Here is a 22,391-nt window from a genome sequence, read left to right as displayed (position 1 = left end):
AGTGTCAGATTGATGAAATACATTCAGAACCCCAGGTAGGCGTGGCGGAGGTCGTCCGCGGTGGCGAGACGGGCGGCCGCGTCGGCGGCGACGACCCGTCCCAGGTTCAGCACGACACCGTGGTCCGCGACGGACAGCGCGCTGCGCGCGTTCTGCTCCACGAGCAGCACGGTCAGCCCCCGCCGGTGCCGCAACTCCCGCAGGACGGCGAGGATCTGGGCGGTGACGCGGGGCGCGAGGCCGAGCGACGGCTCGTCGAGCAGCAGCAGCCGCGGCCGGGTCATCAGGGCGCGCCCGATGGCGAGCATCTGCCGTTCGCCGCCGGAGAGCGTCTCGGCGGGCCGGGCCCGGCGCTCGGCCAGCGCGGGGAAGAGGCCGTACACCTCGTCGAGCCCCTCGCCGAGCCGGGCCCGGCGCTCGGCGCGGCCGCGCCAGAGGCCGCCCAGGCGCAGGTTGTCGTGGACGCTCAGCTCGGTGATCACCCCGCGGCCCTCGGGCACATGGGCCAGTCCGCGGCGTACGGCGTCCTCCACGGGGAGGCGGGTGATGTCCTCGCCGTCCAGCACGATGCGGCCGGCGCGCGGGCGGACCAGCCCGTGGACGGCGCGCAGCAGGGTGGTCTTCCCGGCGCCGTTGGCACCGAGGACGGCGGTGATCGAGCCCTGGTCCACCGTCAGCGAGACCTCGTCCAGGGCACGGACCACGCCGTAGCGGACGGCCAGACCGTCGATCTCAAGCACGGGAGGACTCCTCTCGGGTGCCGGGCGCGGCGGGCGCGCCGGACGCGGCGTCCCCGGCCGGCTCCGTGACCTCGTCGCCGAGGTAGGCCTCGGTGACCAGGGGGTCGTCCCGCACCTCGTCGGGTGTGCCCTGGGCGATGGCCCGGCCGAAGTCCAGGACCAGGACCCGGTCGCAGACGCTCATCACCAGGTCCATGTGGTGCTCCACGATGACGACCGCCATCCGCTCGCGCAGGCCGCCGATGATCTCGCCGAGCCGGCGCATCTCGGCCTCGGAGAGCCCGGAGGCGGGTTCGTCGAGCAGCAGCAGTCGCGGCTCCCCGGCCAGCGCGCGGGCCAGCGCCACCTGTTTCTGCACGCCGTAGGGGAGTTCGCCCGGCAGCCGGGTCGCGACGTCCTCTGCCCCGAGTTCGCGCAGCACCGCCAGGGAGCGGTGCCGCAGCAGGCGTTCGTCGCGGTCGGAACGGGGCAGCCCGAGCAGCGCCGAGGCGAAGCCCGCACGGGCGTGCCGGGTGGCGCCCACCATCACGTTCTCCAGCACGGTGAGCCGGGGGAACAGCCCCAGCCCCTGGAGCGTGCGGGCGATGCCGAGCCGGGCCAGCTGGTGCGGGCGCGGCCAGGACACCGGGCGGTCCTGCCAGTGCAGGGTGCCGGTGGCCGGGCGCACGAAACCGCAGACGGCGTTGAACAGGGTCGTCTTTCCGGCGCCGTTGGGCCCGATGACGCCGAGCACTTCACCGGGCCGGACCGACAGGGACACCGCGTCGAGCGCGGACAGACCACCGAAGGAGACTCCGAGGTCGTCGATCCGCAGGAGGCTTTCCACCAGTCACCCTTCCTAGGGGAGTTCGGCGGGGCGGGAGAAACGGGAGAAACAGCAGAAGGGGGGCAGGAGGCGGGCAGCCACCAGAACCAGAACCAGAATCGGATTCGGTCGTGTTCAGGCGTCGCCGGGGACCGTGGACCGGCGGGGCCCACGGCACGTGATCCGGTCAGGCGGGCCGGGGCGCCGCGGTCCCCGGCCGCCGGCCGGGCACGGCGCGGCGGGGTGCGGACGGGTGGTGCCGGGTGTCGCCGAAGTACGTCATCACGTGGTCTCCAAGCGGGCAGGGCCGGTACGTCCCGGGGCGCTCCGGGGTGGCCGCACGATACCGACTGGTCGGCATGTCGGGAAGAGGTGCTGCAGGTCACGGTTTTGAAGCGGTTCCGGTTCAACTGCCGTGGCACGGCGCTCAGTCGGTGGTCACCGGTGATCAGGCGGGCTCAACCGTGTCCGGGGGAGGCTCAGACGGACCGCGGCGGCACCGTCAGCTCGCTCCACACCTGCTTGCCGCCGCTGAGCGGCACCGTGCCCCAGGTCGTCGACACCGCCTCGACGAGGAGGATGCCGCGCCCGCCCGTGTCCTGCCAGCTGACGACCGCGGGCTTGACGGGAGTGCGCGGAGAGGAGTCGCCGACCGCGATGCGCAGCCGGTCGCCGATGAGGGCGAGGTCGAGCCGGACCTGCCCGTCGGTGTGGACCAGGGCGTTGGTGACGAGTTCGGAGACGACCAGCAGCGCGGTGTCCACCTCGTCGCGGGGCAGCCCCCACGCACGCAGGGTGCGGCCGGTGAAACGCCGGGCGTGCGAGGCGGCGTCGGGCAGCCGCCACACCGTCCAGCTCTCGCGGACGGGCCGGACCGCCATGCCGTCGTAGCGCATGAGCAGCAGGGCGATGTCGTCGCCGCGGGTGGCGCCGTCCAGCAGCGCGTCGGCCATCAGCCCCAGATGGCCCGGGTCGGTGGCGGAGAGCGACGCGGCCAGCCGCCGCATGCCGTCGTCGTAGTGCAGTTCGGCGGACTCCACCAGCCCGTCGGTGGTCATCGCCAGGACGGTGCCCGGGCGCAGGCGCAGCGGGATCAGCGGGAACTCGGCGTGCGCGCTGACACCGAGCGGCGGCCCGCCGTCGCCCTCCACCGTCTGCGTCGTGCCGTCGGGCAGCCGCAGGACCGGGGGCAGGTGCCCGGCGCGGACGCACCAGCCGCTGCCCGCCTCCATGTCGACGGACACGTAGCAGCACGTGGCGAACAGGTCGGTCTCCATGCCCATGAGCAGCCGGTTGGCGTGCGAGACGACGACGTCGGGAGGGTGCCCCTCCACCGCGTACGCGCGGATCGCCGTGCGCATCTGGCCCATGAGCGTGGCCGCGCCCGCGTTGTGCCCCTGCACGTCGCCGATGACCAGGGCGACGTGGTGGTCCTGAAGGTGGATCACGTCGTACCAGTCGCCGCCGACCTCCAGGCCGCCGGTGGTCGGCAGGTAGCGGGCGACGGCGGTTCCGCCGGGCAGTTCGGGCAGGCGGCGGGGGAGCAGGGTGCGCTGGAGGGTGGCGACGAGTTCGTGCTCGGCGTCGAAGGCCCGCACTCGGACCAGCGCCTGGCCCGCCAGGCCGGCCGCGGCGGTCAGCACGGCCCTTTCGTCGGGGGCGAATTCGTGCGGGGAGTCCCAGCCGATCAGGCAGCAGCCGACCACCCGCCCCGCGGCCGGCAGCGGCAGCACGGCCAGCCCCCCGGTGCCCACCCCGGCCAGAGCGGGTTCCAGGGGCGTCCCCGGCGGGCAGAAGGCGATCCTGCCCTCGCGCAGCGCGGTCGCCAGGGTCGGCATCGAGCGGGTCGGCGCGTCCGGCCACTCGGTGCGCCACTCGCTGCGCCACACGTCGGGCCAGGCGCTCTGGTCGGCCGGGTCGAGCACGGTCACCACCAGCCGGTCGGTCTCCACCTCGGCCAGCGCGATCCGGTCCGCGTTGAGCGGCCCGCGCAGAGCCGTGGCCACGACCTGGCTGACCTCCTGGACCGTCGAGGCGTTCGACAGGTCGGTCGCCAGTTGCTGGATCCGGCCCACGTCGTTGACGCCGGTGCGCAGCCGGGAGGTGTCGCCGACGGTGCCCACCAGCCGCGCGGGACGCCCGTCCTGCGCGAACACCACGTGCCCGCGCAACCGCAGCCAGCGCAGTTCGCCCGAGGGCCGGCGGATACGGAACTCCAACTCGCGCTCACCGGTCGCCATGTGACCGGGTTCGACCACGGACATGACCGTCGGCAGGTCCTCCGGCACCGTCAGTGCCAGCAGCGTGTCCACCCGTCCGTCGAAATCCGCCGGCGCCAGGCCGAACAGCGTCAGCACTTCGTCGTTCACCCGGATCCGCCCGGTGTCCATGGCGAGGTCGAAGTCGTGGGCCGGTCCGCCGGGCTGGGCTTCCGACGTTTCCGGCGGTCCGGGCGGGGGCGCTTCCCGCGGGGAGCAGGCGGCGGCCGCGGCGTACAGCTGCAGGCACTGCCGGTCCTCGGCGTCGAAGCCCGCCGGGTCGTCGGTGACGGCGACCAGGCAGCCCGCGCCGCGCTCCTCGGACCGCACCGGCAGCGCGATCAGCGGCACGTCGAACGGGGCCGCGCCGTCGGGTGGTTCGCCCTCGGCCGCGGTGCCGTACGGGTCGGGGGTGCCCGAGGTGGCGACGACCGGCCGGCCGCGCCGGACCGCGGTGGCCACGGGCGAGGGCCCGTCCGCCGGATAACCGTCCCGCAGGCCGTACAGCGTACGAGGAACGCCGGCCGACGCCACCAGGCGCAGCTCCTCGCCGCCCTCGGCGGGAAAGTAGACGGCGACCAGCGTCGCGCCGGTGAAGACCAGGGCCTGCTCGACGACGGATCTCAGGCGTCCCACCTGGTCAGGACCGGATCGGAGCGTCTTGAGCGCGAGCTCGGCCGACAGCGTCCGAACTCTGCGTCCCTTCGCGCCGTCCCTGACCACCTCGTCATTACACCGTCTCCGGGGCGCCCGCGCAGCCCGTGTGCGCGGAATCGTCACGCCCGGGAGCCGGGGGCGACGAGTCCGTCCCGCAGCCGCTCCACGGCGGCATCGGGCAGTCTCAGGCCGTGCCGCACATAGCCGGTGACATCCCCCCAGTCCTCGGCCACCGTGCGCAGCGCCGCCTCCAGGTAGCGCGGGCGCACCTCGACGACGGCCTCCGCGATCTCCGGGTCGCCGCCGGCCGCCACGAAACGCCGCAGTCCGGGGCCGAAGGCCTCGCGCACCGCGGGATTGACCGACAGGAACTCCCGCTCCACAACGGCGGGATCCGCGCCGAGCAGGGTCAGCAGGACCGTGCTCGCCCACCCGGTGCGGTCCTTGCCCGCCGTGCAGTGGAAGAGCACCGGACGCGCCTCGGGGTCCGCCGCGGTCTCCAGCAGCGCGCAGTACGCGGAGCACGCGCGCGGAGACCGCACCATCCGCTCGTACGCCCGTGCCATCAGCTCCTCGGCCCGGCCCCCGCCGAGCTCCTGGTGCGCCCCCGAGGGGTCGTCGAGCAGGGCCGGCAGCCGTGCGGCGGGCAGGTCGGGGCTGTCGCCCAGGACGTCGGCGACGAACAGCCGGGCGCCCTCGGGAAGGACGTCGGGGGCGCCGGCCCGCTCGTCGTGGGTGCGCAGGTCGACCACCGTACGGATACCGAGACCCGCGACGTCCGGGTCCGCCCCGGCGTCGTAGCGGTCGAGCGGGCCGGAGCGCAGCACCACCCCGGGGCGCACGACCCGGCCCGGGCCCGCGCCGGCCAGCGGGATCCCGCCGAGATCCCGCATGTTGACCACGGTCCCGGCGTCGATGGCGCTCCCGGTAGCCATGTGCTCATGGTGCGCCGGGCGCGCCGCCCGCGCGATTCAGCGCCCGGGGAAGGTGTAGGTGTAGCCGGCCGCGTCCAGGCGGTCGAGCAGGGTTTCGAGGGCCTGGACGGTCTGCGACCGGTCGCCGCCGCCGTCGTGCATCAGGATGATCCCGCCGGGCTTGAGCTCGCTGTTCACGTTCTTGAGGATGGAGTCGACGCCGGGCCGGCGCCAGTCCTCGGAGTCGACGGTCCAGCCGAGCGGGCGCAGGCCGTGGCCGGCGGCTATCGCGCGGATCGCGGGCGAGAAGTCGCCGCCCGGGGCGCGGTAGTACCAGACCCGGTCGCCGTGGCCCGCGGCGCGCGATATCTCCTGCTGCGCGTCGACGATCTCGTGGCGGTTGTAGGCGGCGGACTTGCCGCTCTGCGCCTCGTCGTGGTGGACGGAGTGGTCGCACAGGCGGTGGCCGGCCGCGCTGATCCTCTTGACCAGGTCCGGGTGCGCGGCGGCGTTGGGGCCTATCTCGCAGAAGGTGGCCTTGGCGTGGTGCGCGGCGAGGACCTGGAGGACCTTCAGGGTCCACGTGGGGTCCGGGCCGTCGTCGAAGGTCAGCGCGACCGACTTCCCGCCGCCCTCCGCGCCGTGCTGGATGGACTGGTCGACCCGGCCGGCGCCCGGTGCGTGGGCCGGGGTGCCGGCGGTCGTGCGGTGCGCGGCCGGCGGGGTGGCGGGCCGGGCGGGGGCGGGCGCGGTGTGCGGGTGCGACGGGTGTGCCCGATGGGCCGGAGCGGTCGCGCGGTGGTGCGTGGGCTTGGCGGGGGCCGCGGTGCGGGGAGTGCCGGCGGTGGGCGCGGGCGCCTTGGCGGCCGGGGAGTGCGGGACCGACGGGGCGGACGGTGCGGACGGGGTCGCCGGGGAAGGCGTGGCGGTCGCGGTGGGTGCCGCCTTGGCGGGCGCGGCGGCCGCCGTCTGGGACATGTGCTGGGTGCCGCAGGCCATCACCGAGGCTCCGGCGATCGTCACCGCCAGGACGCCGAGCGTCCGGTTCGCGCGAGTCGTCAGTGCCACGGGGATACCTCCTGGTGCCGTTCGGACGCATGCGCCGCATGCGTGGATCAGCACTCCACCGTAGGGGGCGCATCCGTCGCTGACCTCGGACTTTGGTCCGTCCTGAAGTCCTTTGCGGAAAGGACGTAGGTCCCTGCCGCCACGGGCGCCCGCAACCGGTCGCCTCCTGGCGGAAGTGATCAGTCGTGCGCCCGGAGCGCGCATTCCCGGTCACCCGGGCCGCCGTCCCGGGCTCGGCCGGAACCTTTGGCCACGGATGCCGGAGGCGTGCCGGCTCATCCGCCGTGGGACGACGCAGATGTGACGGGCCGGACACCGCGCACATGTTGCGCGGCCGAACCGCGCGGGTGATCGTTGCACACGGGGAAGTCCGGCCTGCACGAGCATCCGTCAGTGGTCCAGACAGGGGTTGCCGCATGACCAGTTCACACTTCGACGTCGTCGTCCTGGGCGCGGGCCCCGGCGGGTACGTCGCGGCCATCAGGGCCGCCCAGCTGGGGCTGCGGACCGCGATCGTCGAGGAGCGCTACTGGGGCGGCGTGTGCCTCAACGTCGGCTGCATCCCGTCGAAGGCGCTGCTGCGCAACGCCGAACTGGCCCAGATCTTCACCCAGGAGGCCAAGACCTTCGGCATCCGGGTGAACGGCGAGGTCACCCTCGACTACGGCGCGGCCTTCGAGCGCAGCCGCAAGGTCGCGGACGGCCGGGTCAGGGGCGTCCACTACCTGATGAAGAAGAACGACATCACCAAGTTCGACGGCCGCGGCACCTTCACCGACGACCACACCCTCCAGGTGGCCCTCAACGAGGGCGGTTCGCAGACCGTCACCTTCGACCACTGCATCATCGCCGCCGGGGCCACCACCCGGCTGCTGCCCGGTACGTCGCTCAGCGAGCGGGTCGTGACGTACGAGGAGCAGATCATGACGGAAACGCTCCCGCGCAGTGTCCTGATCGCGGGGGCGGGCGCCATCGGCGTCGAATTCGCCTACGTCCTGCACAACTTCGGGGTCAAGGTGACCCTCGTGGAGTTCCTGGACCGCGTGGTGCCGCTGGAGGACGAGGAGGTCTCGGCGGAACTGGCGCGCCGCTACAAGCGGATGGGCATCGACGTGCTGACCTCCACCCGGGTCGAGGCGATCAACGACTCCGGCGACACGGTCAAGGTCATGGTCACCACGGGCGGCCAGCGGCAGACCCTCCAGGCCGACAAGGTGCTCCAGGCCATCGGCTTCCAGCCGCGCGTCTCGGGCTACGGACTGGAGCAGACCGGGGTCCGGCTGACCGAGCGCGGTGCCATCGACATCGACGAGTACTGCCGTACGAACGTCCCGCACATCTTCGCCATCGGCGACGTCACCGCCAAGCTGATGCTCGCGCACGCCGCCGAGGCCATGGGCATCGTCGCCGCGGAGACCATCGGCGACGCGGAGACCATGCCGCTGGACTACGTGATGATCCCGCGCGTGACCTTCTGCCAGCCGCAGATCGCCAGTTTCGGCTGGACCGAGGCGCAGGCCCGCGAGCGCGGCTTCGACGTCCGCGTCGCCAAGTTCCCGTTCTCCGCCAACGCCAAGGCGCACGGTCTCGGGGACTCGGGCGGCTTCGTCAAGCTCGTCGCCGACGCCACCCACGGCGAACTCCTGGGCGGCCACCTCGTCGGCCCCGAAGTCACCGAGCTCCTGCCGGAGTTGACGCTCGCCCAGAAATGGGACCTGACGGCGGCGGAGCTGGCCCGCAACGTCCACGGGCACCCCACCCTCGGCGAGGCGGTCCAGGAGGCGCTGCACGGCCTCGCGGGCCACATGATCAACCTGTGAGCCCGCGGGCGACCGCCGTCAGCCGGACGCCCCCACCCGGCTGAGCACCGGCGGGTGGATGGCTCCCGCGGTGGCGGAGAGCGGCATCCCGGTACCGCCCCAGCGCAGGGCGACGATCTCGGCCGCGATGGACACCGCGACCTCCTCGGGCGTACGCGCGCCGAGGTCGAGCCCGATGGGGGAGCGCAAGCGGGCCAGCGCCTCGGCGGGGACCGGCGTGTCGCGCAGGCGCTTGAGGCGGTCCTCATGGGTGCGGCGGCTGCCCATCACGCCGATGTACGCGGCGGGACGCGTCAGCGCCTCCTCCAGCAGCGGCACGTCGAACTTGGGGTCGTGGGTCAGGACGCAGATGACCGTGCGATCGTCCGTCTCGGTGCCGCCGAGATAGCGGTGCGGCCAGTCGACCACGACCTCCACGCCCTCCGGGAAGCGCCGGGGCGTCGCGAACACCTTCCGCGCGTCGCACACCGTCACGCGGTAGCCAAGGAACAGCCCCATCCGCGCCACCGCGGCGGCGAAGTCGATCGCGCCGAAGACGAGCATGCGCGGGGGCGGGGCGAAGCTGTGGAGGAAGACGCGGACGGCGTCCTCGCGCCGCTCGCCGCGCGGGCCGTAGTGCCGCAGCCCGGTGACGCCCTGGGCCAGCCCGCCGCGGGCGTCGTCGGTGACCGCCGCGTCCAGGCCCTCGGTGCCGAGGGTGCCGGCGACTGCGTCGGGCCACACGGCGAGCGAGGCCCCGCGCGGGGCGGGTCCGTCCAGCACGGTCGCGGTCACCACCGGCCGGTGCGCCGCGACGGACGCGGCCACCGCACCGAAGGCCGGATCGGTGGCGGGGGACACCGGCCGGACGAGCAGGGTCAGCTCGCCGCCGCAGGTCAGCCCTACCTCGAAGGCGTCCGCGTCGCTGTAGCCGAAGGTCTGCACCTGGGGCTCGCCGGACTCCACGACCTCCTTGGCGAGTTCAAAGACGGCGCCCTCCACGCAACCGCCGGACACGCTGCCCACGACCTCGTCGCCCGGCCCGACGGCCATGGCCGCGCCCGGACCGCGCGGCGCGCTGCGGCTGACGTCGACGACGGTCGCCAGGCCGAAGGGGGTCCCGGAGGCGTACCAGCGGCTCAGCGCCGGGAGGATCTCACGCACTGACGGCTCCTCTCGCTGGGCTGTGCAGGTTGTCCGTCCGTTGTGCCCGATATGCGCAACTGTAGGTCGGGCCCCGAGGGGGTGCACAGCGCCGGGGCGGCGCGCCGCCGAGTGCGTGAGTCCCCCGCCCTCCCTCCCGTGTGCCCCGTGAAGTCACGCGCCCCGACGCAAGTCGTGTGGGGGTCGGGTTCGGGGCCTCCGGGGCTGCCATTCTGGACAGCACATTTAGGTGCCTCAGGTACCCGCCTTGAGCACTCCGGGTCACGCACCCAAATATGCTCCAGTGTCCAGAACGCCACCCCTCCAACCCCGCCCCCTCCGTGAGCTCTCGCGCCTGATCCCCGGTGGGTGGTCTGAAGCGGCACCGTGCTCGGGCACGCGTTGGCGCCGCGCCAACGACCTGCTCCGCCGTCACCGCCCACGGCACCCCCACCGGCCGTAAGTCGCCCCAACGACCCCGGGAGGGGGTGCGCCGGGGTCCGCCCGCAGGGGACGAGCGGCGACCGCGGCACACGATGTACGGGGGTAAACCGCGAGCCCCGAGGACGGACTCCGGAGCGGCGCCGACCCCCCACAGCACACGTGCGGGGCCCGCACTTACCGTGCCGGGCACTCGGGAGGGAGGGTGGGGAAAGAGCCAAGCGGCACCGTGCTCGGGCCGCAAGGCCCGCACGCGGCGTAGATTCGGAGGCGTGTTGCGCATCGAGGACGGCCGGACGGGCGGGACCGTGGAGTTGGAGCCGGGACGCCGGGCTCCGCTGAGGGTCGTGGCCTGCGTGCCCCGCGGCAGCGGTGCCCAGGCCGCGCGGGTGATCGTGACCACCGACGTGCTCGTGCGGACGGTCGAGGCCACAGGGGGGCAGGTGCTGCTCGCCGTGGTCGGGGCGGAGGACGCCGGCTTCGGCGGGGCGCTCGGAGCCGCCCCCGCGGCGATCCGGGTGGCGACCGTGTCCGAGGCCCAGGAGGGCCTGGCGGGCAGGGTGGCGGTGCGGGTCGTGGCCGTGGGCGACACGGACGACCCCGGCGACGAGGGTGAGGGCGTGCGCATGGATGTCGGCCCCGTCTCCGGGGGCATGTCCCCGGGGCTGGACCTCCGGCTGGCGCTGATGGGCCGGGACCGCCGGGTGCCCCTGGAACTCGCGCCGCCGGCGCTCGGCACGGCCGCCGCGCGGCTCGCCCGCTGGCGCCGGGATGTCGCCCTGTGGGCCGAGGAGCCCTCCAGGCCGATGTGCGCGCAGCACGTCGAGCGCATGCGGGCGGCGCTCTCCCGCGACCTGGACACCCCGGCCGTGCTGGAAGCCCTCGACTTCGTCGGGGCGCAGACGGAACTGCCGCCCGGTTCGCGGTTCGAGACCTTCGCGCACATGGACCGCTTCCTGGGCCTGGAGCTCACCCGTGAGATCGGCGGGGTGCGGCCGTGACCCGGCATCTCGTCCTGCTGCGGCACGCCAAGTCCGCCTGGCCCCCGGACGTCCCCGACCACGACCGTCCGCTCGGCGCCCGCGGTCGCCGTGACGCGCCTGCCGTGGGGCGCTGGCTGCGTGAGAACAAGCACATCCCGGATCTCGTGGTGTGCTCCACCGCCGTGCGCACCCGGGAGACCTGGGAGCTGGCCGCCGACGCCCTCGGCGGCCGCGCAGAGCCGCGGGTCGCGTACGACGAGCGGCTCTACGCGGCCACCGCCCGCGCCCTGCTCGACGTCCTGCGCGAGACGCCCGACGGCGTCCGTACCGTCCTGCTCGTCGGGCACAACCCCGGCGTCCAGGACCTCGCTCTCCGGCTCGCGGGCGGCGGCGCGTCGGAGGCCCTGCTGCGGGCCGCCGACAAGTTCCCCACGTCGGCTCTCGCGGTCCTCACCGCCGCCGGTCCCTGGCCGGCCCTGGACCAGGCCCACCTCGACGACTTCGCGATCCCTCGCGGCTGACGGATGTGCGTATGATCACATCGCGGCTGTCGCCGCGAGCGCCGCGGTCGTGGCGGCGGAGAGACGGTCGAGGTAGCGCGGCGAGAGGGGTGCGCGGAGGACGGCGAGGCGCCAGTAGAGGGGGCCCGCGATGAGGTCCAGGGCGAGCTCGGCGTCGGTGCCCTGCGGCAGCTCGCCGCGGGCGATCGCGCTGTCGATGATGCCGGAGGCGATGCCTCGCTGGGTGTCCCTGAGCGCTGTCTGGAGGGCTTCGGCGATCTCGGGGTTGCGGGAGGCCTCGGCGAGCAGATCGGGGATGATCTGGGAGGCGACGGGGTGCCGCAGTGCCCGTGCGGTGACCTCCAGCAGCACGCGGATGTCGGTCAGGAGCGAACCCGTCGCGGGGGCGGGGACGCCGAGTGCGGCGACCGCGGACACGACGTCGAGGACGAGCGGTAGCTTGGAACGCCAGCGGCGGTAGACGGCGGCCTTGCCCACACCGGCGCGGCGGGCGATGCCCTCGATCGACATCCGGCCGTAGCCGACCGCCGCCAGCTCCGCGAAGACCGCAGCACGGATCGCCTCCGTGACGTCGTCACGGAGCACGGCGGCCCCGGCGGGGGCGCGGCGGGATGGGGCGGTGTCCGATGCCATGGGCGGCAGCCTACGCGACGTCGCGACGGAACGGTTGCGTTCCAGCGCTCGGGTGGTCTAACGTCTCGATCACGACGGTACGGTGTCGTTCCGGTTTAGCGTTAACCCCCCACCCCGCACCCCCTCCCTCGAAAGAAAGCGCCGCCCCCGTGAGCCTTGACATCGAGTCCTCCTCCGCGGCCACCGCGCCGCCAGGCACGCTGACGCTCCCCCCCGGCGAACTGGCGGCCAAGTACGGCCTCTCGGTGAGCGGAGCCAGGCCAAGCCTGATCCAGTACGTACGGCAGCTTTGGGGGCGCCGTCACTTCATCATTTCGTACGCCACGGCCCGTGTGTCGGCGCAGTACACCCAGGCCCGCCTCGGCCAGCTGTGGCAGGTGCTGACGCCGCTGCTCAACGCGGCCGTCTACTACCTGATCTTCGGCCTGCTGCTCGGCACCGACCGGGGCGTGGACAACTTCATCGCGTTCCTCGTCACCGGCGTCTTCGTCTACACCTTCACCCAGTCCTCGGTGATGGCCGGCGTCCGCGCGATCGCCGGCAACCTGGGCCTGGTGCGCGCCCTGCACTTCCCGCGCGCGAGCCTGCCGATCGCCCAGACGCTCATGCAGCTGCAGCAGCTCATGATGTCGATGCTCGTGCTGTTCGCCATCGTGCTGATGACCGGCGAGGTGCCGCGGCCGTCGTGGCTGCTGGCGGTGCCGGCGCTGCTGCTCCAGTCGGTGTTCAACGCGGGCCTCGCGATGGTCGTGGCGCGCATCGGCAGCAAGATGACGGACCTCGCGCAGCTGATGCCGTTCATCCTGCGCACGTGGATGTACATGTCCGGTGTGATGTACAGCATCAGCCACGTCGCGGCGCACGCCCCTTACGTGGTCAAGGTGCTGCTGGGTATCAACCCGGCCGCCGTCTACATCGACCTGATGCGTTTCGCGCTGATCGACAGCTTCACCGCGGACCAGCTGCCGCCGCACGTCTGGCCGGTCGCGCTGGGCTGGGCCGTCGTGATGGGCGTCGGCGGCTTTGTGTACTTCTGGAAGGCAGAGGAGCGGTACGGCCGTGGCTGACGAGCGCATTCCCACCGTGATCGTGGACGACCTGCACATCGTCTACCGGGTGCACGGCGCCGGCGCGGCGCGGGGCAGCGCCGTGAACGCGCTGTCGCGCATCATCCGGCGCAAGGGCAACCCGAACGTGCGCACGGTGCACGCCGTGCGCGGTGTGAGCTTCACCGCGTACCGCGGCGAGTCGATCGGACTGATCGGCTCCAACGGCTCGGGCAAGTCCACCCTCCTCAAGGCGGTGGCCGGCCTGCTGCCCGCGGAGAGCGGCAAGGTCTACACGCAGGGCCAGCCGTCGCTGCTCGGCGTCAACGCCGCGCTGATGAACGACCTGTCCGGCGAGCGCAATGTCCTGCTCGGCGGCCTGGCCATGGGCATGACCCAGGACGAGGTCAGGCAGCGCTACGACGAGATCGTCGAGTTCTCCGGCATCAACGAGAAGGGGGACTTCATCTCCCTGCCGATGCGGACGTACTCCTCCGGCATGGCGGCCCGGCTCCGGTTCTCCATCGCGGCGGCCAAGACGCACGACGTGCTGATGATCGACGAGGCGCTGGCCACCGGTGACAACAGCTTCCGCAAGCGCTCCGAGGCCCGGATCCGCGAGCTGCGCGAGGAAGCCGGAACGGTTTTCCTCGTCAGCCACAACAACAACACGATCCGGGACACCTGCACGCGCGCCATCTGGCTCGAGCACGGCACCCTCCGCATGGACGGTTCGACCTCGGACGTGCTGAAGGCGTACGACGAGTTCACCAAGGCCAAGAAGTGACGCCGCCCGGCGGGAGCCGGGCGGCGGTGCCAGACTGAGGGCGGAAGCGGGAGGACGGCACAGGGCAGCAGGCCGTAGCGAAGGAGCCCGTCATGCTCACGACTCACTACGCCCACGGGGCCCCGAGCTGGCTCGACCTCGGATGCAGCCATCCCGGCGCGTCCGCCGCGTTCTACAGCGGGCTCTTCGACTGGGACATACGGCCCCTGGGGCCGGAAGCGGGCGGCTACGGGTTCTTCCAATTGGACGGGAGAACCGTGGCCGCCCTCAGTCCGTCCGCCGACGAGAGCTCGCCCCCGGCCTGGATGCTGTTCTTCCAGGCGGACGACGCCGACGCCACCGCCAAGGCCGTCGAGCAGGCGGGCGGCACGGTCCGCTTCGGGCCCTTCGACGTGTTCACCAACGGGCGGACGGCGGGCTTCACCGATCCCGGCGGCGCGGACTTCTCCGTCTGGCAACCGGGCGAGACCCGGGGCCTGGACCTGGTCACCGAACCCGGCAGCCTGTGCTGGGCGGAGCTGTTCGTGCCCGACCCCGCCGCGGCCATCGCCTTCTACGGTTCCGTCCTGGACTGGCAGGCGCAGGAGGTCCCCTTCGGCGACTCCGGCTACACGGTGTTGTCCACCTCGGACGGGAGCACCACCCTCGGCGCCGTCGTGCGGATCACCGACGAGATGGGGGCGGCGGGCGTCGTCCCGCGCTGGCTGCCGTACTTCGAGGTCACCGACTGCGACGCGGTGGTGCGCTCGGCGGACCGGCTCGGCGGCTCGGTGGTCATGGCCCCGCAGCACACCGAGGGCGTCGGCCGCTTCGCGCACCTGGCGGATCCGGGGGGCGCGGTGTTCGCCGTCATCGCCAGCCAGCCGCCGCGCTCCTGACGGTCCGTCGGGCGGTGTGACCGGGGCGCCCGCGGAGCTGTTCCCGCTGGTCGGGGGCGTTGTCAGTACCCCCTGCAAGACTGTGCGCGACCAGGGAAACACCCTCCGTCGAAGGAGCACCCCATGCTCAGCACAGACTTCCTCCCCGGCGCGCCCAACTGGCTCGACCTGGGAGCGCCGGACAGCAAGGCCGCCGCCGCGTTCTACGGCGAGGTGTTCGGCTGGGAGTACGTCTCGGCCGGACCGGACGCGGGCGGCTACGGCATGTTCAAGATCGGCGAGCGGACCGTCGCCGGGATCGGCCCGGGCGACCCGGACGCCGGCTCGGCGGCCTGGGAGCCGTTCTTCCGGACCCAGGACGCCGAGGCCACGGCCAAGGCGGTGGAGCAGGCCGGCGGCACGGTCCGCGCTCCGGCCATGGACGTCTTCGACCAGGGCCGCATGGCGGTCTTCGCCGACCCGGCCGGGGCGCACTTCTGCGTCTGGCAGCCCGGGGCGAACCAGGGCATCGACGTCGTCAACGAGCCCGGCAGCCTGTACTGGACCGAGCTGTACACCGCCGACGTGCCCGCGGCGCTCGACTTCTACCGGAGTGTCTTCGGCTGGAAGACCGACGACATGAGCAACCCCGGATTCACGTACGTGGTGGTCTCCCCGGGCGCCGGCGACGACAACGCGGGCCACGGCGGCGTGGGGCTGCTGGAGGAGGCGCAGCTCGCCGCGGGCACGACCGCGCACTGGCTGCCGTACTTCACGGCGGCCGACGTCGACGCGACCGTGGCCAAGGCCGTGGCGGCGGGCGGCACCCTGCGCGTGCCCGCGACGGACATGCCGGGTGTCGGCCGCTTCGCCCAGATCACCGACCCGCAGGGCGCCGTGTTCGCGGTCATCACGCCCGCCGCCGACAGCGCGTTCTGAGGCCCGGGCCCGGCTACTCCGGGGGCGTCGGGGTGTCGTGCGCGGAGAACATGGCCTGGATGTCGAGCTCCAGCTTGATGGTCGGGCCGACCACCGCGATACCCCGCGCCAGCATGTTCTGCCAGTTCAAGGTGTAGTCCTCACGGTGCAGTTCGGCGCTCGCGAGGGCCGCGCAGCGCAGTTCCTCGCCGTAGCCGCCGGTCGCCAGGCCCAGGTAGTTGGTGTCCAGGGAGACCGAGCGGCTGGTGCCGTGCATCGTCAGATGGCCCTGGACGGTCCACTTGTTGCCCGTGCGGTGCAGGAAGCGGTCGCTGGCGAAGTGGATGAAGGGGTAGGCGGCGACGTCCAGGAAGTCCGCCGAGCGCAGATGGTTGTCCCGGGTGCGGTTGCCGGTGTTGATGCTCGCGGCGTCGATGCTGATCTCGACCTGCGAGTCCTCCATGCGCTCGGCGACCCGGATGCCGCCCTCGAAGCGGTCGAAGCGGCCGTGCACATGCGCCATGCCCACGTGCTTGGCGATGAAGCGGATCGCGGTGTGCGGGGGGTCGAAGAGCCAGGTGCCGGGGGGCGGCAGCTCCAGCCCGGGGGAGGGGGCCAACTGGATGCTGCCGATGGGCGATTGCAGCCCCTCGGCTATCTCCACCGTCCCGCGGTAGGGCTGCAGGCTGTCCGCGGAGACGACGACGGTGTACTGCCCGGGCGGCAGCGTCGCGAGGAAGGTGCCGTAGGGGTCGCTGGTCGCCTTCACCCGCACGCGTCCGCTGCCCAGTTCGGTCACCACGATCTCGGCGCCGTTCATCGGCTGCCCGAGGGGGTCCAGCACTTGGCAGCTGATCAGTCCCGCGCCTCTGGCGATCGGCGGTGCCAGCACCGCCGCTTCCGTACCGTTGCGTGCCGAACGATTGCGCCGAAAGAGTGCGATGGCCATGGCTTCACCTTAGATGGCCGATCTCCGCAAGTGCGAATCGCCATTCCGGATCGTGGCACGCTCCCTCAGCCCTGGGGCGCGCTGCCGTCCTCCTGGGCGGCGAGCCAGTGCCGGCGGCCCAGATGGATGAGGAACAGCTCCTTGCGGGCGGTGCGTTCGATGCGTTCCGCGGCCGCGGGGTCGTCCGCCGGCGCCTCCATGAAGGCGATCGCGGTCATCAGCATGCGGTCGACGTAGAGTTCGGCCAGCATGCGCACGTCCTCGGTGCGCCAGCCCGCCGAAATCGGCTGCGCCGCAAGGGCGGTGGCCACCTCCTCGGCGAACTGCGCCATCTCGGCCGCTATGGCCTCACGGACCGCGGTGACGCCGCCGTGGCGCTCGCGCGCGATGAACCGGAAGTGCGGCCGGTGCTCGTGCACATGCCGTGCCATCAGGCGCACGGAGCGGGCGATGACCTCCCCGGCGTCGTCCTGCTCGGCCAGGATCGCCTGGATCATCGCGTGCAGGCTGCTCAGCGACTCGCCGACCAGCGCCACCCCGAGGTCGCTCATGTCGCGGAAGTGGCGGTAGAACCCCGCGGGTGCGACGCCCACTTCGCGCGTGACGGCGCGCAGTCCCAGGCTGCTCAGGCTCTGGTTCTCCAGCAGGCGCAGGCCCGCGTCGAGAAGGGCCTGCCGGGTCTGCTGCTTCTGGGCCTCGCGGACCCCGAGGGTGTGACTCATGTCATCCAGTAAACAGCTGTTCGCTGAGTTTGGCGACACTAGACTACGGATTCAGTGAACAACTGTTATTCCAACTGTTCACTCAAGCGCCACCTCGCCCCGCTCCGCCCGTCCGCGGCACGTACCGCCGCGGCATCGCAGTCATCGAGAAAGGCAGCGCCTCGTGACGTTCCTCGTCGCCCTGGTCGCCTTGGGGATCCTCCTGGGCACCGTCTCCTGCACCTCGTTCCCCGTGTTCCTTACCGCCGCCGGCGCGATCGCCGCCTGGCTGCTCGTCTTCTCGGTCCGCGAACGCCTCTCCCACCACCGCCACCGCTGACTCCACGTCTCCCAGGGGGGATTCGACCCATGGACTCCTACGCACCCACTCGCCGCGACGTACGCCCCAAGGACGGCTCGGACGGCGCCGACGGCATGGCCGTCGCCTCGTTCGTCCTCGGACTGGTCGGCCTGCTCGCCTTCAACATCGTGCTCGGCCCGTTCGCCCTGGTCCTCGGCGGCGTCGCCCTGGTGCGCGGCACCAAGCGTCCCGTGCGGGCCATCATCGGGCTCGTCCTCGGCGCGGCCGACCTGATGGTGCTGGTCGTACTGCTCACCATGAACAAGGGGCTGCTGCTGCCGTTCGGCTCCTGACACCCCGTCGGCCCGCGCCCGCGATCCCGCGGGCGACGGCCGGCAGCACGCCGGCGTCGCCGGACGCCGGCACGGCGCCGTTCCCCGCGCCGGTCCGTGCGGCGCCTCGGTCGTTCCGTCGTCGACGCGGAACTCGCGCACCGCGCGGAAGCCCACCGCCGCCCCGGGGTCGAAGCGGGCGGCCCCGCCCAGGTGGAACGTCTCGGCGGGGGCGCGGTCGGCCCATCGCCCCCGTCAGGTCCCACGTCGCCAACTCCGAGATCTCCGGGCCGAGTTCCTACCCGGCGGCCGCCCGCCCGACGGACATCCCGATCGGGGACCGCGGCACTCCAAGGAACCGGGCAGGGCGGCGCCGGCGTGGGCCGTGAGCAGCCTTTCGTGATCGCGTACGCCGCGTGCTTCGGGACGGCGGTCACCCTGCTCGGGCACGCCGGGATCGACTCCTGATCTCCCTCGCCCCGGCCGGCGGCGGCCCGTTCCCGCTGGGAGTCGCGTTGCGGATCGCCCTGCCCCGGGTTGTGAAGCCGCAGGCCCGCAAGCCGGCAGGCCCGCAGGCCCGCAAGCCGGCAGCCCCCAGCCTCAGCCGCGGGTCCAGCCCGTCTCCGGCCAGTAGCCGTACTGGGGGCGGCCCTTGACGCCGCTGGTGCGGAAGGGCCGGCCCCCGTCGTCGATACGGACCGTGCCCGTGCGCCCGCCCGAGGTCCAGTCGGCCTCCAGGTACCAGTCGCAGTCGCAGCCCTGCGTCCGGGCGTCCACCCGCAGCACCAGCGGATCCCGGCCGGAGACCTGGTACGGCAGACGGACCGCGGGGACGGTCCGCTCGCCGTCGAAGCCGTCCTGGGGACGGGCGAGGGGGCGCGCGATGTCGAGGTCGACGGCGTACACGGCCGGGGTGAGGGCACCTCCGCAGCCGTTGTCCATCGCGTACGAGGACCAGCGCAGCGGGACGCGCCGCTCCACCACCCGCACGTGCAGCGCCTGCACCACCACCGGCGCCGCGCCCCTGCCGCGCAGCGTGGTCTCGACGATGGTGGTGCCCCCGTGCACGGCGTCGAGGGCGGTCGCCCAGGCCCGGGCATCCTGTGCGACGGGCGGCGGCGGGACGTCGGCGGGGGGACGGTCGATCAGATAGCGGTGGTCGCAGCCGTTCTCCCACACGTGCGACCGCACACTCCACGTCAGCGGCCCGGCCGGTACGTCCGGGCCGGCAGGCGTGGAGCCCCTGGGCGTTCCCGACGGTGAGGGCCGGCGGGACGGCCCGCCCGACGACGGAGCGACCGAAGGAGCGGAACGGGTCCCGGTCGCCGAGGGCGTCGGCGACGGGCGGCCGCTGGGCACCCCTTCCGTCACGGGGGCCGAGGCGCGGGCACTGCCGCTGCCGCCGGTCGCGGAAGGCGCCGTGCGGGCCGCAAGGGGACGGCCGTCTCCCGCGGCGTCGGTCATCGCCAGCGCGGCGCCGGTGAGCACGAGCGCGGCCGCGGACACCACGACCGCCGGGCGGGACAGCCGGCGGCGCCACGAACCGCGCCACGAACCGCGGCGCGGAGGCAGGCGCGGAGGCTCCCCTGAGACGGGCACCGGGCCCTCCACCGCGGCCTCCTCGGGCCCATCGGGTACATCGGGCTCATCAGGCGCTTCCTGCGGCATGTCCGCGGGCTCCGCACCGCCGCCCCGGTTGCCGGTCCGCCGCGCCGCGTCCGCCATCACCCACCGGCGGTGCAGCTCGACCAGTTCCTCCGGCCCCGCCCCGCACAGCCGCGCCAGGCGCTCCACGACCGCGTAGTCCGCCGGAACGGCGTCGCCGTGGCAATAGCGGTGCAGGGTCGACGTGCTGACGTGCAGTCGGCCCGCCAGCTGCCCGTAGCTCAGCCCCGAGGCTTCCTTGAGGGCGCGCAGACGTTCCGCGAACTGCCCGCTGCCCGCCGCCGTACCGGCCATCCCCGTGCCCCCGCCGTCGTCCCGCGTTCCCGGCACCCGTTCCAGGGCGCTCCCCTCTCCCCAGGCCAGGGTACGCGGAACCGTTCCGGCGTCCCGGATGACGCGGCATCCGTTGCCGGGCCGCGACCGTCCCGCGCAGCCTGGTGCACATCGCCGCCGTCGCTCCGGCGCCGGCGGCACCACGACCGAGAACCACACCACAGACAACGGGGACGCATCGTGTACCAGCACTCACTGACCCGCCGCGCCGTCGTGGCGGCCGTCGCCGCCACCGCACTGCTCGGCCTCGGGGCGGCCGAGGCGGAGGCCGCCGCGCCGGCGCCGAAATTCCTGGCGCCCAAGGAACTGCCGCCGCACCCCTCTTCCCCCTGGTACGGGGGCCGGGTCACCCAGGGCCTGCCCGACTACCCGGTCTTCTGCCTGGAGCGCGTCCTGCCGTCCCGCGGCGCCGCGTACCGGGAGTTCGGCACCGAGTTCGACACCGGTGCCGTCCAGCTCACCTTCACGGCGAAGAACACCGCGGCCGCCCGCGACCTGGCCACCCGGCTCCGTACGTCCGTCCGCGGCTGCGCCGCCCGCTTCGAGCGCCAGAACCCGCAGGGCGAGGCCGACTGGAAGGACTACGGCCCGCTCGGCGTGGCGAACGGTGCGCACGTCTACGGCGTGCACACCGCGCCCCCCGAGTCCGAGCACGGTGTCGCGCTCTACGGCATCGGGCGCGACGGCCGGACCGTGACCGTCGTGAAGTGGAGCCAGATGGGCACGCTCAAGCAGGCCCCCGTCAAGGCCTTCAAGAAGACCACCACGAGGGCCGTCGCCAAGCTCTACGGCTGACCCGGCCGGCCGAGCGGCACGACGGCACGCGGAACGCGGCGGCGGGGCACCGGGGGGAGCCCCGCCGCCGTCGCGTCCGCGCACCGGCGCCCGACGGCCCGTCAGCGGCCATCCGCAGTAGCGGCGTCACCGATCCGGGCTGCGTACGGCGCCCTTCTGCGCCGGTTCCCGGGACGGGGGTCCGGGAACTGCGACCATCCGTTCAACCGCCGTACCCGGCACGGGATCCCTCCCGGTCCGCGCCGCGGCGGCCATCGCACGGGTCCGGGCCGCCGCGTCGAATGGCAGGGGCTGATCACCATGAGGGTCGTCGTGCTCCTGGGCCTGGTGCTCACACTGGCCGGCGGCCTGGACTACGTTCGGCGCCGGTACCCGGTGGCCTTCTGGCTGCTGGTCGGCCTGCCGCTGACCTGGGGCCGGTTCCTGGCCACGTACGGTTCCACGATGGTCGCCTGCGGGCTGGCCCTGCCCCCGTCCCGGCTGCGGGCGTTCGCGGTGTGGGCCGCCGGCCGCGGGCAGGCCCGGCCGGTGCCGCCGAGGATCCGCCGGGTCAGCGGCTCCCTCATCGGACTGCGGGTCCGGCTGCGGCTCCCGCCGGGGCTGGAACCGGCCGACGTGGCCGCCGCCGCCGGCCGGCTGCGGCACGCCTGGGGTGTGCACGCCCTCAGCGTGGTCCCGGTCAGGCCCGGGGTGGTGGAACTGCGCATGACCGGCTACGACGTGCTGCGCGAGGTGCGCATGCCGCGCCGTCTCCCGTCCGGCCCGATGGTGGTCCCGGTCGCGCTGCGCGAGGACGGGACGACCTTCGTGCGCGACTACCGGCAGATCCCGCACACGCTGACCCTGGGCGCCAACCAGTCGGGCAAGACGGTGTACCAGCGCAACCTGATCATGAATCTGGCCAAGCTGCCGGTGGCGCTGGTCGGCATCGACTGCAAGCGCGGCGTGGAGCAGGCCCCCTACGCGGCCCGCCTGTCGGCCCTGGCCACCGACCGCGAGCAGGCGTCGAAGCTGCTGGAGGCCCTGGTGGTGGAGATGGAGGATCGTTTCGACCTGCTCAAGGACCAGCAGGGGGCGGCGCTCACGGAGCCCGAGGAGGAGGTCGCGTCTGACATCTGGGGGCTTCCCGCCTACGTCCGGCCCTTCCCGGTCGTCGTCCTGGTCGACGACATCGCCGAGCTGTTCCCGAACGCCACGACGTTCGACGAGGAGACCCGGGACCGCATGGTCGCCAACCTCATCCGGCTGGCGCAGCGGGCCCGTCCGGTCGGCATCTACCTGGAGATCTGCGGGCAGCGGTTCGGGCCCGAGCTCGGCAAGGGCGCGGGGCTGCTCCGTGCCCAGCTCACCGGCCGGGTGGTGCACCGGGTGAGCCGGCAGACCGCCGAGATCGGCCTGGCCGACTTCGCGCCCGAGGCCATGGCGGCCGCGACGTCGATCGCCCGGGACCGGGCCGGCGTGGCGGTGGCCGGGGACGTCTCCGGCGGCTGGTCCCACATCCGCACCCCGCTGGTGTCGATCGCCGAGACCGCCGCCGTCTGCCGCGCCTACGCCCATCTGGTGCCCGACCTGCCGGCCCTGGACCCCTTCCGGCCGTACGCCCCGGATGCCGATGGGGACCCGGGGTACCCGGAGGGGCCGGACGACCCGCCGACGCTGCCCAGGCCCCGGCCGGGACCGGAGTAGCGGCCGCGCTCCGGGCGTGGCGACCGGGCATCCGAACCGCCGCCGTACACCAGTTCCGG

Annotated in this window: 21 protein-coding genes; 11 read left to right on the top strand and 10 right to left on the bottom strand. The window is 73.4% G+C overall.

Annotated features, from left to right (window positions below; translation table 11 throughout):
- Positions 1-23 precede the first annotated feature (23 nt).
- From ACIP9H_RS00745 to ACIP9H_RS00725, 5 genes are all read right to left on the bottom strand, one after another.
- Positions 24-740 (bottom strand): ABC transporter ATP-binding protein, encoded by a 717-nt coding sequence (locus ACIP9H_RS00745; RefSeq protein WP_401956575.1) that lies wholly within the window; start codon positions 738-740, stop codon positions 24-26.
- Positions 733-1,566, bottom strand: coding sequence for an ABC transporter ATP-binding protein (locus tag ACIP9H_RS00740; protein ID WP_401956572.1), 834 nt, complete (start codon positions 1,564-1,566; stop codon positions 733-735). Before ACIP9H_RS00740 ends, ACIP9H_RS00745 begins: the two co-directional genes overlap by 8 nt.
- A 458-nt stretch (positions 1,567-2,024) precedes the next feature.
- On the bottom strand, positions 2,025-4,526 hold the full coding sequence (locus tag ACIP9H_RS00735; protein WP_401956569.1) for a SpoIIE family protein phosphatase: 2,502 nt from the start codon (positions 4,524-4,526) through the stop codon (positions 2,025-2,027).
- Between the two features lie 53 nt (positions 4,527-4,579).
- A complete protein-coding gene (locus tag ACIP9H_RS00730; protein WP_401956566.1) occupies positions 4,580-5,395 on the bottom strand; it encodes a tyrosine-protein phosphatase in 816 nt (271 codons plus the stop codon).
- Between the two features lie 36 nt (positions 5,396-5,431).
- Positions 5,432-6,442 carry a polysaccharide deacetylase family protein gene (locus ACIP9H_RS00725; RefSeq protein WP_401956563.1) on the bottom strand — a complete coding sequence of 337 codons (1,011 nt, stop codon included), beginning with the start codon at positions 6,440-6,442 and terminating at the stop codon, positions 5,432-5,434.
- A 416-nt stretch (positions 6,443-6,858) separates the two neighbouring features.
- On the opposite strand from ACIP9H_RS00725, the gene lpdA reads away from it, so the two are divergent.
- Positions 6,859-8,262, top strand: a complete 1,404-nt coding sequence (gene lpdA / locus ACIP9H_RS00720) for a dihydrolipoyl dehydrogenase (protein WP_401956561.1) — start codon at positions 6,859-6,861, stop codon at positions 8,260-8,262.
- Positions 8,263-8,280: 18 nt separating this feature from the next.
- On the opposite strand, the gene ACIP9H_RS00715 is transcribed toward lpdA, so the two are convergent.
- Positions 8,281-9,405, bottom strand: coding sequence for an XdhC family protein (locus tag ACIP9H_RS00715; protein ID WP_401956558.1), 1,125 nt, complete (start codon positions 9,403-9,405; stop codon positions 8,281-8,283).
- 692 nt (positions 9,406-10,097) lie between these two features.
- On the opposite strand from ACIP9H_RS00715, the gene ACIP9H_RS00710 reads away from it, so the two are divergent.
- Positions 10,098-10,826, top strand: a complete 729-nt coding sequence (locus ACIP9H_RS00710; protein ID WP_401956555.1) for a hypothetical protein — start codon at positions 10,098-10,100, stop codon at positions 10,824-10,826.
- Entirely contained in the window at positions 10,823-11,329 is a 507-nt protein-coding gene (locus ACIP9H_RS00705; protein ID WP_401585239.1) for a SixA phosphatase family protein, read from the top strand. Before ACIP9H_RS00710 ends, ACIP9H_RS00705 begins: the two co-directional genes overlap by 4 nt.
- A 15-nt stretch (positions 11,330-11,344) precedes the next feature.
- On the opposite strand, the gene ACIP9H_RS00700 is transcribed toward ACIP9H_RS00705, so the two are convergent.
- Positions 11,345-11,962 (bottom strand): TetR/AcrR family transcriptional regulator, encoded by a 618-nt coding sequence (locus ACIP9H_RS00700; RefSeq protein WP_401585241.1) that lies wholly within the window; start codon positions 11,960-11,962, stop codon positions 11,345-11,347.
- 161 nt (positions 11,963-12,123) lie between these two features.
- Between ACIP9H_RS00700 and ACIP9H_RS00695 the strand changes: the two genes are divergently transcribed.
- From ACIP9H_RS00695 to ACIP9H_RS00680, 4 genes are all read left to right on the top strand, one after another.
- Entirely contained in the window at positions 12,124-13,029 is a 906-nt protein-coding gene (locus ACIP9H_RS00695) for an ABC transporter permease (RefSeq protein WP_401585634.1), read from the top strand.
- The gene (locus tag ACIP9H_RS00690) at positions 13,022-13,795 is read left to right on the top strand and encodes an ABC transporter ATP-binding protein (RefSeq protein WP_401585244.1); all 774 of its coding nucleotides are present in this window, start codon (positions 13,022-13,024) and stop codon (positions 13,793-13,795) included. Before ACIP9H_RS00695 ends, ACIP9H_RS00690 begins: the two co-directional genes overlap by 8 nt.
- A gap of 92 nt (positions 13,796-13,887) precedes the next feature.
- A complete protein-coding gene (locus ACIP9H_RS00685) occupies positions 13,888-14,673 on the top strand; it encodes a VOC family protein (RefSeq protein ID WP_401956551.1) in 786 nt (261 codons plus the stop codon).
- 123 nt (positions 14,674-14,796) lie between these two features.
- Positions 14,797-15,591 (top strand): VOC family protein, encoded by a 795-nt coding sequence (locus tag ACIP9H_RS00680; protein ID WP_401585249.1) that lies wholly within the window; start codon positions 14,797-14,799, stop codon positions 15,589-15,591.
- A gap of 13 nt (positions 15,592-15,604) precedes the next feature.
- Here the strand turns inward: ACIP9H_RS00680 and ACIP9H_RS00675 are convergent, their stop codons facing one another.
- Positions 15,605-16,519 (bottom strand): YceI family protein, encoded by a 915-nt coding sequence (locus tag ACIP9H_RS00675; RefSeq protein ID WP_401585251.1) that lies wholly within the window; start codon positions 16,517-16,519, stop codon positions 15,605-15,607.
- 65 nt (positions 16,520-16,584) lie between these two features.
- A complete protein-coding gene (locus tag ACIP9H_RS00670; RefSeq protein WP_401956546.1) occupies positions 16,585-17,241 on the bottom strand; it encodes a TetR family transcriptional regulator in 657 nt (218 codons plus the stop codon).
- Positions 17,242-17,404: 163 nt separating this feature from the next.
- Between ACIP9H_RS00670 and ACIP9H_RS00665 the strand changes: the two genes are divergently transcribed.
- Both ACIP9H_RS00665 and ACIP9H_RS00660 read left to right on the top strand, forming a co-directional pair.
- Complete coding sequence (locus ACIP9H_RS00665) at positions 17,405-17,560, top strand: hypothetical protein (RefSeq protein WP_401585256.1); 156 nt, start codon at positions 17,405-17,407, stop codon at positions 17,558-17,560.
- Between the two features lie 29 nt (positions 17,561-17,589).
- Positions 17,590-17,874: a DUF4190 domain-containing protein gene (locus ACIP9H_RS00660; protein WP_401585259.1), complete on the top strand. Its 285-nt coding sequence runs from the start codon at positions 17,590-17,592 to the stop codon at positions 17,872-17,874.
- A gap of 579 nt (positions 17,875-18,453) precedes the next feature.
- On the opposite strand, the gene ACIP9H_RS00655 is transcribed toward ACIP9H_RS00660, so the two are convergent.
- Positions 18,454-19,812 (bottom strand): helix-turn-helix domain-containing protein, encoded by a 1,359-nt coding sequence (locus ACIP9H_RS00655; RefSeq protein WP_401956542.1) that lies wholly within the window; start codon positions 19,810-19,812, stop codon positions 18,454-18,456.
- A 219-nt stretch (positions 19,813-20,031) separates the two neighbouring features.
- Here ACIP9H_RS00655 and ACIP9H_RS00650 point away from each other — a divergent pair, with 219 nt between their 5' ends.
- Complete coding sequence (locus tag ACIP9H_RS00650) at positions 20,032-20,646, top strand: hypothetical protein (protein ID WP_401585265.1); 615 nt, start codon at positions 20,032-20,034, stop codon at positions 20,644-20,646.
- Between the two features lie 300 nt (positions 20,647-20,946).
- Positions 20,947-22,332, top strand: a complete 1,386-nt coding sequence (locus ACIP9H_RS00645; protein ID WP_401956539.1) for an FtsK/SpoIIIE domain-containing protein — start codon at positions 20,947-20,949, stop codon at positions 22,330-22,332.
- The last annotated feature ends 59 nt before the right edge of the window (positions 22,333-22,391 follow it).

The sequence above is a fragment of the Streptomyces sp. NPDC088732 genome, from assembly GCF_044751205.1.
Taxonomy (GTDB): domain Bacteria; phylum Actinomycetota; class Actinomycetes; order Streptomycetales; family Streptomycetaceae; genus Actinacidiphila.
The sequence above is the reverse complement of the archived record's forward strand: the minus strand, read 5'-3'. Positions and strand labels throughout refer to the sequence as shown.

Bases quoted from the DNA above. Each gene is read 5' to 3' on its own strand.
- ACIP9H_RS00730 (WP_401956566.1), bottom strand. From the start codon at position 5,395: ATGGCTACCGGGAGCGCCATCGACGCCGGGACCGTGGTCAACATGCGG.
- lpdA (WP_401956561.1), top strand. From the start codon at position 6,859: ATGACCAGTTCACACTTCGACGTCGTCGTCCTGGGCGCGGGCCCCGGC.
- ACIP9H_RS00700 (WP_401585241.1), bottom strand. From the start codon at position 11,962: ATGGCATCGGACACCGCCCCATCCCGCCGCGCCCCCGCCGGGGCCGCC.
- ACIP9H_RS00685 (WP_401956551.1), top strand. From the start codon at position 13,888: ATGCTCACGACTCACTACGCCCACGGGGCCCCGAGCTGGCTCGACCTC.
- ACIP9H_RS00680 (WP_401585249.1), top strand. From the start codon at position 14,797: ATGCTCAGCACAGACTTCCTCCCCGGCGCGCCCAACTGGCTCGACCTG.
- ACIP9H_RS00675 (WP_401585251.1), bottom strand. From the start codon at position 16,519: ATGGCCATCGCACTCTTTCGGCGCAATCGTTCGGCACGCAACGGTACG.
- ACIP9H_RS00670 (WP_401956546.1), bottom strand. From the start codon at position 17,241: ATGAGTCACACCCTCGGGGTCCGCGAGGCCCAGAAGCAGCAGACCCGG.
- ACIP9H_RS00660 (WP_401585259.1), top strand. From the start codon at position 17,590: ATGGACTCCTACGCACCCACTCGCCGCGACGTACGCCCCAAGGACGGC.
- ACIP9H_RS00655 (WP_401956542.1), bottom strand. From the start codon at position 19,812: ATGGCCGGTACGGCGGCGGGCAGCGGGCAGTTCGCGGAACGTCTGCGC.
- ACIP9H_RS00645 (WP_401956539.1), top strand. From the start codon at position 20,947: ATGAGGGTCGTCGTGCTCCTGGGCCTGGTGCTCACACTGGCCGGCGGC.